General features: G+C 64.6%; 15 protein-coding genes. 1 reads left to right on the top strand and 14 read right to left on the bottom strand.

What is annotated here, in order from left to right; translation table 11 throughout:
• Positions 1-55: 55 nt before the first annotated feature.
• From Q7V46_RS19360 to Q7V46_RS19350, 3 genes are all read right to left on the bottom strand, one after another.
• Positions 56-1,723: a multicopper oxidase family protein gene (locus tag Q7V46_RS19360; RefSeq protein ID WP_304915203.1), complete on the bottom strand. Its 1,668-nt coding sequence runs from the start codon at positions 1,721-1,723 to the stop codon at positions 56-58.
• A gap of 44 nt (positions 1,724-1,767) precedes the next feature.
• The gene (locus Q7V46_RS19355; RefSeq protein ID WP_304915202.1) at positions 1,768-2,289 is read right to left on the bottom strand and encodes a hypothetical protein; all 522 of its coding nucleotides are present in this window, start codon (positions 2,287-2,289) and stop codon (positions 1,768-1,770) included.
• Between the two features lie 128 nt (positions 2,290-2,417).
• Positions 2,418-2,831: a hypothetical protein gene (locus Q7V46_RS19350; RefSeq protein ID WP_304915201.1), complete on the bottom strand. Its 414-nt coding sequence runs from the start codon at positions 2,829-2,831 to the stop codon at positions 2,418-2,420.
• Between the two features lie 535 nt (positions 2,832-3,366).
• Here Q7V46_RS19350 and Q7V46_RS19345 point away from each other — a divergent pair.
• Positions 3,367-4,317: an arsenic resistance protein gene (locus Q7V46_RS19345; RefSeq protein WP_304915200.1), complete on the top strand. Its 951-nt coding sequence runs from the start codon at positions 3,367-3,369 to the stop codon at positions 4,315-4,317.
• Between the two features lie 131 nt (positions 4,318-4,448).
• On the opposite strand, the gene Q7V46_RS19340 is transcribed toward Q7V46_RS19345, so the two are convergent.
• The 11 genes from Q7V46_RS19340 to bchZ form a co-directional block, all read right to left on the bottom strand.
• A complete protein-coding gene (locus tag Q7V46_RS19340; RefSeq protein ID WP_304915199.1) occupies positions 4,449-5,360 on the bottom strand; it encodes a carotenoid 1,2-hydratase in 912 nt (303 codons plus the stop codon).
• Positions 5,318-6,865 (bottom strand): 1-hydroxycarotenoid 3,4-desaturase CrtD, encoded by a 1,548-nt coding sequence (crtD, locus tag Q7V46_RS19335; protein WP_304915198.1) that lies wholly within the window; start codon positions 6,863-6,865, stop codon positions 5,318-5,320. Before crtD ends, Q7V46_RS19340 begins: the two co-directional genes overlap by 43 nt.
• A complete protein-coding gene (locus Q7V46_RS19330; protein WP_304915197.1) occupies positions 6,862-7,737 on the bottom strand; it encodes a hypothetical protein in 876 nt (291 codons plus the stop codon). The genes crtD and Q7V46_RS19330 overlap by 4 nt, the downstream gene beginning before the upstream one ends.
• 4 nt (positions 7,738-7,741) lie before the next feature.
• Positions 7,742-8,674, bottom strand: a complete 933-nt coding sequence (gene ispH, locus Q7V46_RS19325; protein WP_304915196.1) for a 4-hydroxy-3-methylbut-2-enyl diphosphate reductase — start codon at positions 8,672-8,674, stop codon at positions 7,742-7,744.
• A gap of 46 nt (positions 8,675-8,720) precedes the next feature.
• Positions 8,721-9,884, bottom strand: a complete 1,164-nt coding sequence (gene pufC / locus Q7V46_RS19320; protein ID WP_304915195.1) for a photosynthetic reaction center cytochrome PufC — start codon at positions 9,882-9,884, stop codon at positions 8,721-8,723.
• The gene (gene pufM, locus Q7V46_RS19315) at positions 9,884-10,861 is read right to left on the bottom strand and encodes a photosynthetic reaction center subunit M (RefSeq protein WP_304915194.1); all 978 of its coding nucleotides are present in this window, start codon (positions 10,859-10,861) and stop codon (positions 9,884-9,886) included. The genes pufC and pufM overlap by 1 nt, the downstream gene beginning before the upstream one ends.
• Before the next feature lie 170 nt (positions 10,862-11,031).
• Positions 11,032-11,856 (bottom strand): photosynthetic reaction center subunit L, encoded by an 825-nt coding sequence (gene pufL / locus Q7V46_RS19310; protein WP_304915193.1) that lies wholly within the window; start codon positions 11,854-11,856, stop codon positions 11,032-11,034.
• A 116-nt stretch (positions 11,857-11,972) separates the two neighbouring features.
• On the bottom strand, positions 11,973-12,161 hold the full coding sequence (pufA, locus tag Q7V46_RS19305) for a light-harvesting antenna LH1, alpha subunit (protein ID WP_304915192.1): 189 nt from the start codon (positions 12,159-12,161) through the stop codon (positions 11,973-11,975).
• Between the two features lie 12 nt (positions 12,162-12,173).
• Complete coding sequence (locus Q7V46_RS19300) at positions 12,174-12,398, bottom strand: hypothetical protein (protein ID WP_304915191.1); 225 nt, start codon at positions 12,396-12,398, stop codon at positions 12,174-12,176.
• A 42-nt stretch (positions 12,399-12,440) separates the two neighbouring features.
• Positions 12,441-12,584 (bottom strand): light-harvesting antenna LH1, beta subunit, encoded by a 144-nt coding sequence (gene pufB / locus Q7V46_RS19295; RefSeq protein ID WP_304915190.1) that lies wholly within the window; start codon positions 12,582-12,584, stop codon positions 12,441-12,443.
• 163 nt (positions 12,585-12,747) lie between these two features.
• On the bottom strand, positions 12,748-14,229 hold the full coding sequence (bchZ, locus tag Q7V46_RS19290) for a chlorophyllide a reductase subunit Z (RefSeq protein ID WP_304915189.1): 1,482 nt from the start codon (positions 14,227-14,229) through the stop codon (positions 12,748-12,750).
• Between the last annotated feature and the right edge of the window lie 246 nt (positions 14,230-14,475).

Below are 14,475 nucleotides of genomic sequence, written 5' to 3'. Positions count from 1 at the left end.
GGCCAGTGCCGCCCCCTCGAGGGGGTGACGCGAAGCGGCGCGGGGGTGTTTCATTTCATGCTTTCACGGTGTAGCGCAGCATCATTCCCGCTTCCGCATGTTCCAGCGTGTGGCAGTGAAAGACGTAGTCCTGATCGCCCGCGTGCGGGTGAGCGAAGTCGATGGCGATCCGCACCGATTCACCGGGCCAGACGTGCACGGTATCGATGACGCCCAGGTCCTGCGGCAGCAGCCCCTTTGCGCCCGCCAGCTCGCGCACGGTTGCAGGGCTGCCCAGACGCTCGATCACCCGGAACAGAAAGCCGTGAAGGTGCATGGGGTGGGGCATGCTGCGTTCGGCGTTTTCGATCAGCCAGTTCTCGCGGGCGCCGCGCTGCACGCTCAGCGCCGCGACTTTCGGATCGAAGACTTGACCATTGATCGTCCAGTTGCCTTTGTCGTTGTGCCCGAGTTGCATGCGCCGAGGCGGGTTCGCAGAGGCCGTGACAGCGGGCAGGCTGGACAGCGCCGTGGGCATGCGCCGCTCGTATTTGGCGGACGGTTTCAGGTCGATGCGCATCAGGGCGCGCGCGTCGCCCTCCATGGCCATCGGGTGAGACGGTTCTGCCGCGCGCGCGGCGCCGTGCTGGCCATGGCCCATGTGGGCCATGGGTGGTGCAGCATGGCCAGTGTGGCCCATGCCATGCCCCCCCTCGTTGTGCATCGGGTCGAAGGTGAGCGAGGCCAGCGTCACAGGCAGGCCAGGGTCGGCTTCCCGCAGGTCCACCAGCACGTCCAGGCGCTGGCCGGGGGCGATGAAGGTCTGGTCGATGCGCAGCGGTTGGGCCAGCAAGCCACCGTCGGTGCCTGCCAGAAAGAAGCCAAGAGGGCGGCCGCCCTGCACGAAGGCCAACCGGTAGTTGCGTGCGTTGCTACCGTTGAGAATGCGAAAGCGCACGATGCGGCGCCCGGCCTCGATGAAGGGCTGCTCCGTCAGATTGACCAGCAAACGGTCCCCCACCCAGCCACCAAAGGACTGGGCAGCCGTGGGCGCATAGCGCAACCGCCCCTGTGCGTCGAACTCGCGGTCCTGCAGCACCAGGGGAATTTCTGTGTCGCCCAGGGCCAGGTCCAGTTCCTTGCGAAGCGCGCTCTCGTCGTCGTCCTCCACAAACAGCAGACTGGCCAGGCCGTGGTAGGCCTGCTGCGGGATGTAGCCGTGCGCATGGGGGTGGTACCAGTACATGGACGAACGGTCGCGCAGGGTGAAGTCGTAGTCCATGCTGCGCCCGGGTGGCACCACCTTGAGACCGTTGCCGTCGTTGCGCGAATCCACACTCAGGCCGTGCCAGTGGATGACGGTCGGTTGATCGATGCGGTTGATCATCCGCACCCGCATCTCGTCGCCGCGACGGGCCAGAATCGCCGGGTTCAGGAATTTCTTGCCGCCCGATTCGACGACATAGGCCAGAAACGGTGTGCGCCGACCGGGGAGCACCTCGATCTCGCTGCGCACCACCTGCACTTCCCGGAACTCGGACACCGGGAGCACGCCGAAGAGGCCGCTGCTCCCCGGCAGCCGCAGCGGGTTGGCAAAGCTCGCCGCCTCTTTTTCGATGCCGGTGATCTCTTTGGTCATGGCGCCCGTCGCGCGGGGGTTTGCCGCCAGAACACCCGGTACAGAACCGGCCGCACCCAGCGCGCCGATGCTGCCGATGAAGTGCCGTCGCGTGAATATGGACATTCAGAACTCCTGTTGTGGGTTGTGAAGTGGGCGGTGATGGCCCGTCACCTGCCCGCAGGAGGCGTGGCAGCACCCGGCATGCGCTGCATCATCATTTCCATCATGGTCTGCATCATTTCCATGCGCATCTCCATCATCTGATGGTGCTTGGCCATGTCCTTCATGGGCATGTCCTTCATTCCCGACATGCCCCCCATGCCTTGCATGCCTTGCATGCCTTGCATGCCTTTCATGTTCCCCATGCCCTTCATGCCCTTCATCATCGCCATGCCTTCGTGCATGGATTTCATGTGCTCATCCATCAGGGCCTGCCGTTCGGCCGGCGTCTTGGCGTTCATCATCTTGTCGCGCATGGCCTGCATGTTCTTCATGCGTTCGTCCATGGCGGCAGGTGCTGCGGGTGCTGATGCTGAAGGTGCAGCTGCCGCTGCAGTGGCTGGATGGTGCTCGGCGTGCGCATCGGCGTTTGCCGCCGGCGCGGAGCCCGCGCCCGGTGGGGTCGGGTTCGCGCATGCGGTCAGAAAAGCAGTGGTGGAGAGCGCAACGAGGGTGATGATTTTTTTCATGGTGGTGTCCTGTGAATGAATACGGGTGCCGCCAGCGATGGCGTCACGATGGGGAGGCTCGGAAAGGGGTGGGCCGCTGGGGCCGGCCAGAACGCGGGAGCGCAGATCGCGGTTGCCCGCGATGCTTCCTATAACGTCAGGCGGTGGGGTCGCGCAGCAATGGGCAAGGCCAGGTGCGCGGGTCGGTGGCTGAGCACCGGAAGTTGATCGGCAGTGGCCGAAGCCGATGCAGGCGCCAGTGCCCGGGTCAGCGTGCCGACCATGACCGCACCACCATCGCTGATGGGCTGGTCCAGCTTCGTGATGGCCAGCCTGGGTTCATCGCAGAACTTGAGGCATCCAGCGGTGCCGGGGTCGGGCAGTTCTTTCTGGTGAGCGTGGGCGCCAGGGGCGCCAGGCGATGCCACAGAGAACGATGACTGATTGCTGTCGTTTGTCGTGTTCAGCAGGCAGGCGTTGGCCACACCTGCGCCCAACGCAAACAGCCACATCGCCAGGATCATCCTGGTGATGTGTCGCAGTGAGCGGCGGGACAGGTGCATGTTCGTTCAGGGTTGGGAAGGCTATCGTCCAAGGCTAAACCTTGGCGCTCTTGTCGAATTGACACAGATCAAGAAAGGCAACCATGGCACAAAGCCCGGTAAAAGCAGTTTGCGACCAGGCTCTGCCACGGTCGGTGGGCCACCGTACAGATCGAGCCGAAGCCTGGGGCATGACGGGCTTGGTGATTTCAGTGTGCGCCATGGTGTACCTGAACGCCACGCATCCTGGCCATCAGATCTGGGTGACTGGCGGCGACAGGGATGGACGCTTCTGACTCACCTCTTGCCTTCTTGACTCCTCCGGTTGATTGGTGGGGGTTGATTCCCGTGAACCCCCTGTAGGATCTCAAGCTACTTGAGATGCAAGGACTTGCGTGAAAAGACCGACAACGCGTGAGCTGGTTGCCCTGCCCACCAGCAGCAAACGCGACTGCGTGGAGGCACGCACGATTGCACAGGCGCACCGGACTGCTGTGCGGGCCTGCAGCGAGGGCTGTGCCGGTGGTCCTTCGCCCGACACTTCAGGGGACTGTTCGTGAGCCGTTTCGCGCTGGAACGCCATCAGGTCTGGGCTTATCTGGTTGCCATCGGCTTGGGCCTGGCTGCGGGCACCGCATGGCCGGAGGTCGGCCCGGCCATGGAGGCCCTGTTGTGGCCCGTCCTGGCGGCGCTCCTGTTTGCCACCTTCCTCCAGGTACCACTGCTGCATGTGCGAGCTGCGTTGCGCGACCGGCGCTTCGCAACCGCCGTGCTGCTGGGCAACTTCGTCGCAATTCCTTTGCTGGCATGGGTGCTGGTAGAGCTGTTCGGTTTCGATCCCGTTTTGCGATTGGGTGTGCTGCTGGTTCTGCTGGTACCGTGCACCGACTGGTTCATCACGTTCAGCCAACTGGGCAAGGGGGACGTGCCCCGAGCCATTGCCATCACGCCGCTGAATCTGGTGTTGCAGTTGATCCTGCTCCCGCTGTACCTGTGGCTGATGGCCGACGCTCAGAGCCTGGGCTCATGGGACTGGGTCACGCTGGCACCCGCCGTGCTGATCGTGCTCGTGCCCCTGACAGGAGCAGCATTGGCCGAGCGTTGGGTGGAAACGCATCCCGGAGCCCAGGGGCTGCGCGAAGCCCTGGCCTGGTGGTCGGTGCCGCTGCTCGCGCTCGTGGTGTTCCTGATTGCGGGCGCACAGGTGGGCACGGTGCTGGATGCCATGGGCGAACTCCAAAAGGTGTTGCCTGTGTTCGTGGTGTTTCTGGTCGCAGCCGCGTTGCTGTCCAAGGGCATTGCGGTTCAACTGCACTTGCCCACCCCTCAGGGGCGAACGCTGGCATTCAGCATGGGCACACGCAATTCTTTCGTGGTGCTGCCCCTGGCCCTGTTGCTTCCTGCGGGCTGGGAGGTGGCGGCGGTGGTGATTGTGGTCCAGTCCCTGGTGGAACTGTTCGGCATGGTGGCTTATGTCTGGTTGATACCCCGGTACCTGTTCAGGTGAACTGTATCGACGGCTCGCCCCAAGGAGGTCACAGCGTCTTTGCACTTCGCTCAGTTTCGTACCCGCAGCATGGCCATCGTGCCCACCAGCATGAATCCCGAAGCCATGGAGGTTGGAAAGCATTCAAACGTCTACGCCCGCCTTGGCATCCGCCAAGGCAACATCCCCTGCACCATGGGCGATACCAGCCGCGGTACGTGCAAGGTCTCGTGAAAACTCGTCACCTGCTCACCAAGCAGACTGCTCTGCAGGATGGCGCGCTGGTAGAACGGCGTGTCTTCCAGTTGTTGAACCATGCACACTGGGGCATCGCTGCGCATGCGTCGCTGCAAGCGCCAGGCAGTGCGGGGTAGCCCTTGGAGCGGCGGTGCTTCAAACGGCTTCACGTGACCATCGGTTCCAAATCTAAGCGCCAGCAACGTGCCTGTGGCCTTCCCGGGTTCCACGTCATAAATCACCGCCGTGCTGCCGTCTTTCATCTGGCTGCGTGACCAGTCCCACTCGGTGAAGGCGCGCTCCACCGGTTCGTCGCCCTCATTGCTGTCCAGATAGCCGTGCCCTTGCCATTTTTGAGCCGGGTGTTGGAGGTTCACCTCCACCCGCGCGTGCGGCCCCAGCGGGCCCCAGCGGTGGCGACCGGTTGCGTCCAGCGGTGTGCTGAAGTTGAACAGCTGGCTGGGGTGCAGCGTCACGGTGCCACGGATGCGGCGGGGCAGGGGGGCACACACCTCGTCGATGTGGATGGTGAGTGCGTCGTTGTGCCAGACCAGTTCGCTGGGGCCGATCTGGAAGTGGTGGCGGTTGCGGTGGTTGTGCGATGCGCCGCGTTCGGTCATGGACCAGCGCTTCGCGCCCGCGCTGTACAGCGCCACGTTGAGTGCGCAGTGGTTGTCCGGGTTGATGGGGTGCTTCGGGGTGCCTCGCCTCGCCCAGGCATAGTAGGGCGAAAACACGCTGCCCACAAAAGCGATGATCGACAGACCGAATGCGCCGTCGTCGCTCAGGGCGTCGATGTACCACCAGAGGTAGCCACCGGCGGGCACCACCTGGTCAAAGCGGGGTTCGCCATCACGGCCTCGACCGCCCGCAGGCCTGAAAGCGCCGCCATCGGCACGCCCGGCCCCGGGTGCACGCTGCCCCCCGCCAGGTACAGGCCCGGCACCGGCGTTCTCGCCCCTGACCTCGCGAAGGCCGATGTCCACCCGTGGCTCGCCTGTCCGTAGAGCGCGCCGCCTGTTGCCGGGAACAGGTGGTGAAAGTCCGTCGGTGTGGTGCGCACCACCTGCCGCTGCGTGGGTTGCATGTTCAGGCCACAGCGCCGCAGCAGGGCCCATGTGTTGTTCTCGCATTGTTCGATCGCCTCGGGTGAGATGCTGTCGCAGTCACCTGCGGCGGGTGCGTTCACCAGGCAGAGCAGGCGCTCGGCCCCGGTGGGAACGTCGGGGATGCCACGGTCTTGCGCGCACACATAGACCGTGGGTTGCCGGGGCAGGCGCCCGGCGCGAAAGATGTCGTCGAACTCGTTGGCGTAGTTGCGCTGGAAGAACACGTTGTGACGGTCCAGTGCCAAGCCGCTGGTGGGGGCGTTGATGGACCAGGTGATGGCCGAGAGCGAGCGGGGAGGGGCCTTGCGCTGCACCGCGCGGCGCGGGCCCTTGCCCAGCAGGCCGGCGCGCAGTGCAGCGGCATCGCCGTTGAAGACCACGCTGTCGGCTGTCAGTGTTTCGCCGCTGGTCAGGCGCACCGCTGCCACGCGGCCACGTCGGAGTTCGATCTGCTCGCAAGGGCTCTGGTAGCGGAAGGTGGCGCCGCGCTCGCGCGCCAGGCGTTCGAGGCAGCGCGCAAGGGCGTGCATGCCGCCGTCCACCGACCACACCCCGTCCAGCTCCACCTGGGCAATGAGCATCAAGGTGGCCGGGGCCTGCCAGGGTGACGAGCCGGTGTAGGTGGCGTAGCGCGCAAACAGCTGTCGCATGCGCGGGTCGTGGAAATGGCGGCCCAGTGTGTGCCACAGGCTGCGCAGCGGCCCCAGTGCGCTGAGGGTGGCCAGGCCGCGCAGGCCCAGGTTCATGGTGAGGGCGAGCGGGCCGGTGGATGCGCGCTGAATGTAGGGGGCCTCCAGCGCCTGGTACACCCTGCGCGCCTCCGCGCAAAAGGCCTGGAAGCGGCGTGCTTCATCAGGCCCGGCAAAGCGGGCCACGGCGTCGAAAGCCTGGGCGGGGTCGGCCAGCAGGTCCAGCTGGCTACCCTCGCCTTGTCCGTCACCAGCCCACCAGTGCCGCGCCAGCACCGGCAGCGGCTGTATGCGCAGTTCATTCTCAAGCCGCGTGCCCACAGAGGCCAGCAGTTGGTCGAACACCCAACGCATGGTGAACACGGTGGGGCCGCTGTCGATGGGCTGGCCGTCCACCATCACCTGGCGCAGTTTGCCGCCGGGCGTGGCTGCGGCTTCCACCACGGTCACGTCCAGACCCTGGTGCGCCAGTTGAAGGGCGGCCACCAGACCGCCCATGCCGGCGCCCACGACCACCACCCTGTGTGCGTTCATGAAGCCGTGCCTTTGCCATGCATGGGCTCGTGCAGGTGTTCAGCTTCGACTGTGGCCCGATCCTGTGTGTCTGACTTGTCGGTGGTGTCGGCCTCATCCGCAGCGTCTTCGTTGAGGTTGGATGTGGCTATCTGGGACGGTGCGGGCCAGTGCCCATCTTGCTGCAGCAGGCGCATGCGCACAAACAGCGATTCGGAGAAATAGCGGTGTTTGTAGGCGGCTTCGATGGCCTGCTGGTGTGCCCCCTGGTGCGCATATTCAAGCATGGAAGGGGTATCTTTCCAGAGACTGAAGGTGCACTGGCGCACCAGCGGCGCCTCACCCAGGCCCATGGCCAGCGTGCAGCCACTGGCCTGCTGCATGGCGGCTTGTGTGGCGGGCGCGTTGCGCCAGAAGGCCATGGCTTTGGCCGGACGGATGCTGGCGCGGGTCAGGGCGGCCAGCGGGCGCGGGTCGCTGGGGTCGTTGGCCGCATCGCTCTCAAAACCCAGCTGGGTGGATGAGGTGGCGCCCCAGGCCTGGCCGTCCCATTGCCCGCGCGCGGTCAGCACTTCGAGCGTGCCGGTCCAGAAGTCCCCCGCGCGCTCGCGGTAGCCTTGCACCACCGGGCCGGCCAGAAAGGCCTTGGCATGGTCGGCGTGGTCAAACATGGTGATGAGCCCCTGGTGGGTGGCACTGGGGCGTATGCCAAAGCCACCCCCATGGCCGCTGCCCATGACCTTGGCGAAGCACATGCCTGGGATGTCTTTCAGCACAGCGGGACCCTGCACCATGCGCATCCAGGCCCAGGTCTTGTGCTCGCTCAGGGTGTTGACGAGGACTACAACGACCACGCCAGACAGGGTGATGAGTTCGGGGGTGTGTTCCGGCATTGGTCTATGCGGTTTCGTCTGCCACTTCGGCAGGCATACGGAACATCACGTTTTCGCGCACGCCTGGCAGCTGCACCACCGGCCCTGCGTGGCTGGCCTGCAGCGCCTGCACCACCTGCTGCACCAGCAACTCCGGGGTGGAGGCACCCGACGTCACGCCCACGCGATCGTTCTTGCCCAGCCAGTCGGGTTGGATCTCGCTGGCTTCCTGCACCAGATGGGCCGGCACGCCAGCGCGGGCCGCCACTTCACGCAGGCGGTTGGAGTTGGAGCTGTTGCGTGCGCCGACCACCAGCACGATGTCCACCTGCGCGGCCAGTGCGCGCACCGCCACCTGGCGGTTCTGCGTGGCGTAGCAGATGTCGTTCACGTCGGGTCCCACGATGAAGGGGAATCGCTGCTTCAGGGCGGCAATCACGTCGCGGGTGTCTTCCAGGCTCAGGGTGGTTTGCGTCACATAGGCGATGCGCACATCGGAGGGCAGGTTCAGCGCCGCCACGTCGCTCTCCTGGCTTATCAGGTGCATGGACCCTCTGACCCGGCCCATGGTGCCACGCACCTCCTGGTGCCCGGCGTGACCGATCATCAGCAGGGTGTAGCCCAGGCGTTCAAAGCGCTGGGCCTGCTGGTGCACCTTGCTCACAAGCGGGCAGGTGGCGTCTACCGTGTGCAGGAAGAAGGCACGGGCCTGGGTCTCCACATCGGCAGAAACCCCGTGCGCGCTGAAGACCACATGAGCGCCCGGAGGCACCAGGCGCAGCGAATCCACGAACACCGCGCCCCGAGAGCGCAGGTCGTTCACCACCCACTGGTTGTGAACGATCTCGTGAAAGACATAGACGGGTGCGCCGTGCCGGGCCAGCGCGCGATCGACGATGTCTATCGCGCGCGTGACACCGGCGCAGAAACCACGGGGTTGTGCCAGCAGAATTTGCATGTGGCAGGTGCTCCCATGGTGTGTATTGCAGCGGCGTAACTCGCGATCACTGGGTAGGTGCAGCAGCGGGTGCTGCGGTGGCTGGTGCCGGTTCCGTGGCAGCGGGCGCCTCGGTGCTGGCCGCTGCGGGCGCATCGTCTGGGCTGGCTGCTGCCGGCTCCATGGCGGTGGCGGCCACCGCTGCGCGCAAGGCCTGCAGTTCCGGGTGGTCCTTGGCCATGGGTGCGCCAAACAGTGGTTTGTAGGCGCCCTGGTGGCAGGTGGCGCAGTTCAGCTTGGGCACGTCGCCCAGTTCACCTTTTCTGTTGCTCGGGAAGGTGTCGGTCAGTGGCTCCATGTAAGACAGATTCAGGTCGCGCGACATCTGGATGCCGTGGTAGGCCGTCACACGCTGGGGCGGTGCGCCTTCCCATTTGGCGAAGTTCTGTGTGTTGTGGCAGTAGGTGCAGTTCACGCCCAGCGAGGCCGACATGTGGGTCATGAGCGCATAGGTCTTCTCGGTGCGCTGAATGCTCTCACCCTTGGCGCCCTTGACTGGCAGCGCGGTGGTGGCGCCCACCCGGATCGGCTCGTTGCCCAGCAGGTAGGCGGTGAACGGGTCGTAGGGCAGCGAACCCAGCTTCTGGTTGATGTGCGGCGAGTTCTGCCCGGCCTTGTCGCCGATGAAGTTCGAACCCTGTGGCTGTGAGTCTGCTGTGAACCAGATTTCCTTGGGCACTGGCTGACCGCGGTGGCAGGTGTAGCAGGTCACGCCTGTCTCGGCCACGTGGGTTTTCCAGTTGCTGTTGATGTGCTGGGTCATCTCCACCATCTTGCGCGACACCACCTTGGTGTAGAGGCTGTCGTCGGCGAAGTTGGCCGGGTTGTGGCAGTAGTTGCAGCCTTGTTCTGGTGACACCCATGCGGTCATGGCCACCATGAGCCGCGTGAACTCGCCGATGCTGAGATCGCCCAGCACCTGCACGTTCTGGTAGATCTGACCGGCCTTGGGGCCTTCCGCCGAAGCCGGCTCCAGAGCAGCGGGCACCTGGTTGGCGGCCACCACGTCTTCCAGGATGCGAGGGTTGTAGACCTGAACCATGCCGGTGCCGCGGTAGCCGTGTTGCACGCTTTCCATGGGCGGGCGCTCGCAGGCGGTCAGCAACACCAGGGAGCCGAGCGCGATCGCCTTGAGCCAGGCCGATGAGGTGGAGAAGAGGGCGGTGTTCATCAGTTGCCTCCTGGGGTCAGGGCCGGGTCCATCACGGCGGGGAACACGGCGGGATAGGGCGGCGCCACACCGTGCTTGATGGCCCACAGATACCAGTTGTCCACCACGGTGCCGGTGAGCAGAATACCGATGCCACCCACCAGTGGGCACAGCACGGCGAACCACCAGGCCCAGCGGTGAATGGATTCCATGGTGGCGTTGAAGCCCATGGTCCAACGCCAGAACAGGGCAGCACGTTCGCTGGCGGTGCCACGGTCCACGATCTGTTCAATCTCGCGTTCACCGCCAAAGCGGCTCACCGCCAGAATCGTGGCGCCGTGCATGGCGAACAACAACGTGGCGCCATACAGGAAGGCGATGGACAGGGCGTGGAACGGGTTGTAGAACAGGTTGCCGTAGCGCAGCGAGAAGGCCGCCGTCCAGTCCAGGTGCGGGAAGATGCCAAAAGGAACCGCTTCACTGAACGAACCCATCAGCACAGGGCGAATGAAGCCCAGCACCAGGAACAGCCAGATGGCGGCCGCGAATGCCCAGGCCACGTGGGTGCCCATGCCCAGCTGTCGTGCCCGTCGGTAGGTGCGTGCCCACCAGAGCATCACGGAAATGGTGAGGAACAGGCCTGCAATCTGCCACCAGCCGCCCTGGTTGAGCGGGGCGAGACCCAGACCGTGTTCCGGGCCGGGTGGCTCCAGCGACAACCAGAACAGCTGGCGCAGGAACTGGATGGGGTCCCAGTTCACCGAAGCCAGCATGTTGAAGCCCATGATGTTGAAGGCCAGCACGCCAAAGATCAGGGAGGCAATGCCCAGGCCGCCCAGGTAGATGGGACCGATCTGCGCATTGCCCAGCCTGCCGAGCAAATGAAACGATGCGGGCGTTTCGCCGGTGCGAGGGCTGTCGCCGTGCGGCAGCGGCACACCATGGTGCAGCGGACCGATGGCCTGCACGGTGGTGAATAGGTTTTGGTATTGAGCCATGGGGTACTCCTCGGCTTATTGGGTGTTTCGGATGGCCAGGGGCCCGGAGCGCAGTCCGCACCGACTGACACAGACCAGACCAGAGGCACCGCCGGGCTGGCTTTGCCAGACGGCCAGTGCCGCCCCCCTGGAGGGGGGTGACGCGAAGCGGCGCGGGGGGTGCTTCATGTTCAGCTCCAGATGGGCATGTTCAGCCACCAGCCCCACCACTCGGGCCAGCCGCGGCTCCAGAACGGACCGCTGATCACGATGCACAGGGCGCTGAACAGCACCGCAGCCAGCGCCAGGAACAGGCCCAGGCGGTGGATGCCCAGGGTGCCAATGGAGTAGCCGATGGTGTCGCGGAAGAAGGTGTCTTCGTGCTCGGGTGTCTTCACCGTTTCCCCCTTGGCGGGGTTGGTGGCCGACAAGATGAGCGAGCCGTGCAGCGAGAGCGCAAACACCGTGGCAAAGAAGAAGCTCACCGCAATCATGTGTGCGGGGTTGTAGTGGAAGTGCAGGTACTGGTAGCCCACGTTGGAAACCCAGTCGAGGTGGCTGAAGATGCCGTAGGGGAAGCCGTGTCCCCAGGCCCCCATGAGCACAGGGCGAATCACCACCAGCGTCACGTAGGCCAGGATGGCCACCGCGAATGCGGCAGGCACGTGGTAGCCCATGCCCAGTTTTCGGCAGATCTCCACTTCTCGCAGTGCCCAGGACACGAATGAGCCGATGGCGCACACCGTGATGAGCTGCCACAGGCCGCCTTCCATCAGCGGCGCAAAGCGCAGGCCGTAGGCAAGGTCAGGGGGCGCGATGCTGATCTGCCAGAGGTTCCAGGTCGGCCCTTGCGAGGCGCCCCAGAGAATCATGGCGGTGCCCAGGAACGCAAAGAAGAGCGTCGTGACACCAAAAAAACCGACGTAGAACGGACCCACCCAGAAATCGAACAGGTCGCCTCCAACCAGGGTGCCGCCTCGGACCCGGTATTTCTTTTCAAAGTTGAGCATGGCCATGGATCGGCCCTCCTGTCTCAGGTGGATGGACTGCGTGTATTTATTGAATGCCTTGAAGGAGGCAGATGCTGCGCGGGCCCGCGCTCATCAACAGCACCTGCACGCCTCTTGCGAAGTCAGGACTTCGCTGCTGGCGTGGCCGCCGGCATCGCTGCCGTTGGCATGGCCGCTGCGGGGCCGTCGAGCCAGTTGAACTTGTTCGTGCTGAGCAGGATGAGGTGAATCATCACAGCGATCGCGAACAGAAAAACCGCTTGGGCCACCATGGTCCGAAGGGGGTCGAAAAGTCGCCAAATTCTCCACATGATGTGTTCTCCTTAGATGAGTTGAGACATGAAGGTGTAGACCGCCGCGTGCACGCCACCGAAGATGCTGGTCTTGTGCTCAGCGCCTGGAAGCCACTCCTGCCAATGCATCCCGACCAGCTGGCCAAGAAGTGCAAGCGACAGCAACAGCACGAAGCACGGTGCAAAAATCAGCACAAACGAAAGCTTGTCGCCCTTGCTCGAAGGCTTGTGGGCTTCAAAAGATGCGTCATGCATGGCGGTTTCTCCAATCAAAAAAAGCAGGGGGCCGGGTGTGACTTAGAGCCAGGGCCGCCAGAACCAAACCAGGATGTGGGCCACCACGGCGATTGCCGTGAACCCGATGAATCCTTGGATGTAGTACTGGTGGAACTCCTGAGCTTCCTCGTCGGTCAGTCCGGAAATCGATGTCCGCGTTGCCATACGAATGCTCCTTTTCAGTAAGGCCTGTCGGCCTGTGTTGCGCCCGACCCGCGCAACCTGGGTGTCCGCAGCAAGACGCCACGACATGGGGGTGGTCCGGCCAGCTGGCCGCAACCGAGAAGGGGTGTGAGTCGCACGGGGGCAAGGGCGTTGGTCTCGGCGGTCATGCCGGCTCTCCCAGTCCCAGGCCCTGGCCTGCTGCGCTCACATGGGTTTCGTTCACGGCAGCCTCGCCGCTTTCGCGCGCATGCCGTTCGGATTCGTCGCGCAGCCGCTTGGCTGCCGAAATCTGAACCAGCACCGGCTGGCTGGAAATGAGCGCATGCAGCCGGGCCTGCGCCTTGTCGTCCCAAGGGGTCGACAGGCCGGCGACTTCGCCGCGTGCCAGCGTGGGGTCGACCTTGTCCATGTCGGTGCCCAGCGGCAGGATGTGGAACAGCGCGTCGAACAGCGAGTTGCACACCTCCTGGATCAGGTAGGTGGCACCGCTGTAGCCCATGAAGGGGGTGCCGGTGTGGCGGCGGATGATGGCGCCCGGAAAAGACGCCGGGATATAGGTCGCCTTCATCGGACCCTGGCTTCCGGCTTCGGCAAGGTACATGCGTTCGTTGTAGCTGCCGAAGAGAATCAGCGGCATCTGGGTGCGCACCAGTTCGCGTACTGCGGCGTTGTCGGTCTTTTCGCCCGCCTTGCGCGACACCGCGAACTTGCAGGGCATGCCCATTTCGGTTTCCAGGAAGTGCTGGATGCCGCGCGCATACGTTTCGCCGGCCACCACCGCAAAGCTGGCGGTGGCAAAGAAATCTTGGGTCACACTGCGCCACAGGTCCCACACGGGCTTGATGGTGGTGTGCTTCTCGCGCTCGATGAAGGGCTCCGGGTCCAGGCCCAGCAGTTCGCCCAGCGTGCGCAGGAACTTGGTGGTGCTGTGCAGGCCGATGGGGGCCTGCAGGTAGGGCCGGTCGAGTGCTTCGCAGAGCATGCGACCGAACTCGCGGTACATGCAGATGTTCACGTCGGCTTCCACCAGTCGCGACACCTCCGAGAGGTGGCTGCCCAGCGGGAAGACCATGTTGATCTCGGCACCGATGCCCTGCACCAGGCGGCGGATCTCGGCCAGGTCGCTGGGCGAATTGAAGGTGCCGTAGCTGGGGCCGATGATGTTCACGCGAGGTTTCTCGCCGGCCGGGCGATCGGCAAACGGCTTGCGGGCCGGCACCTTCTTCATGCCGAACTCGCTCCAGAGCCAGAACATCGCGCGGTTGGCGCACTGCCACTGGTCTTCGTCGATGGTGCGCGGCAGGAAGCGCATCAGGTTGGTGCCCTCGGGCGTCACGCCGCCGCCGATCATTTCGGCAATCGATCCCGTGACCACCACGGCAGGCAGTTCGGGGTCGAGCACCGCGTGCGCCCGCTTCATCGAGCCCTCTGTGCCTTCGCGGCCCAGTTGCTCCTCGGCCAGACCGGTCACCACGATCGGCAGTTCATGCGGGGGCAGGGCGTCGGTGTAATGCAGCACCGAAGTCACCGGCAGGTTCTCGCAGCCCACCGGGCCGTCGATCACCACCTGCAGGCCCTTGATGGCGGTGAAGACATACACGGCACCCCAGTAGCCGCCCGCGCGATCGTGGTCGAGGACTAGCATGTGCGGCTCCCCAGAGAAGCTCGTTCGGGATGAGGAGACCACATGCGCTTTGACTGTGACCACATCCGTTCAGGCTGAGCCCACATCCGTTCGGGCTGAGCTTGTCGAAGCCAGGCCGACGTGTGGGTGAGCCCTTCGACAAGCTCAGGGCGAACGGATGTGTGTGCCTGATGTGTGTCGTGTGAGGGTGTCACCAACTCCGTTCGGGTTGAGTCACCACCCGTTCGGACGGAGCCTCCACCCTTT

The sequence above is a fragment of the Hydrogenophaga sp. genome, from assembly GCF_030651625.1.
GTDB lineage: Bacteria > Pseudomonadota > Gammaproteobacteria > Burkholderiales > Burkholderiaceae_C > Hydrogenophaga.
The sequence above is the reverse complement of the archived record's forward strand: the minus strand, read 5'-3'. Positions and strand labels throughout refer to the sequence as shown.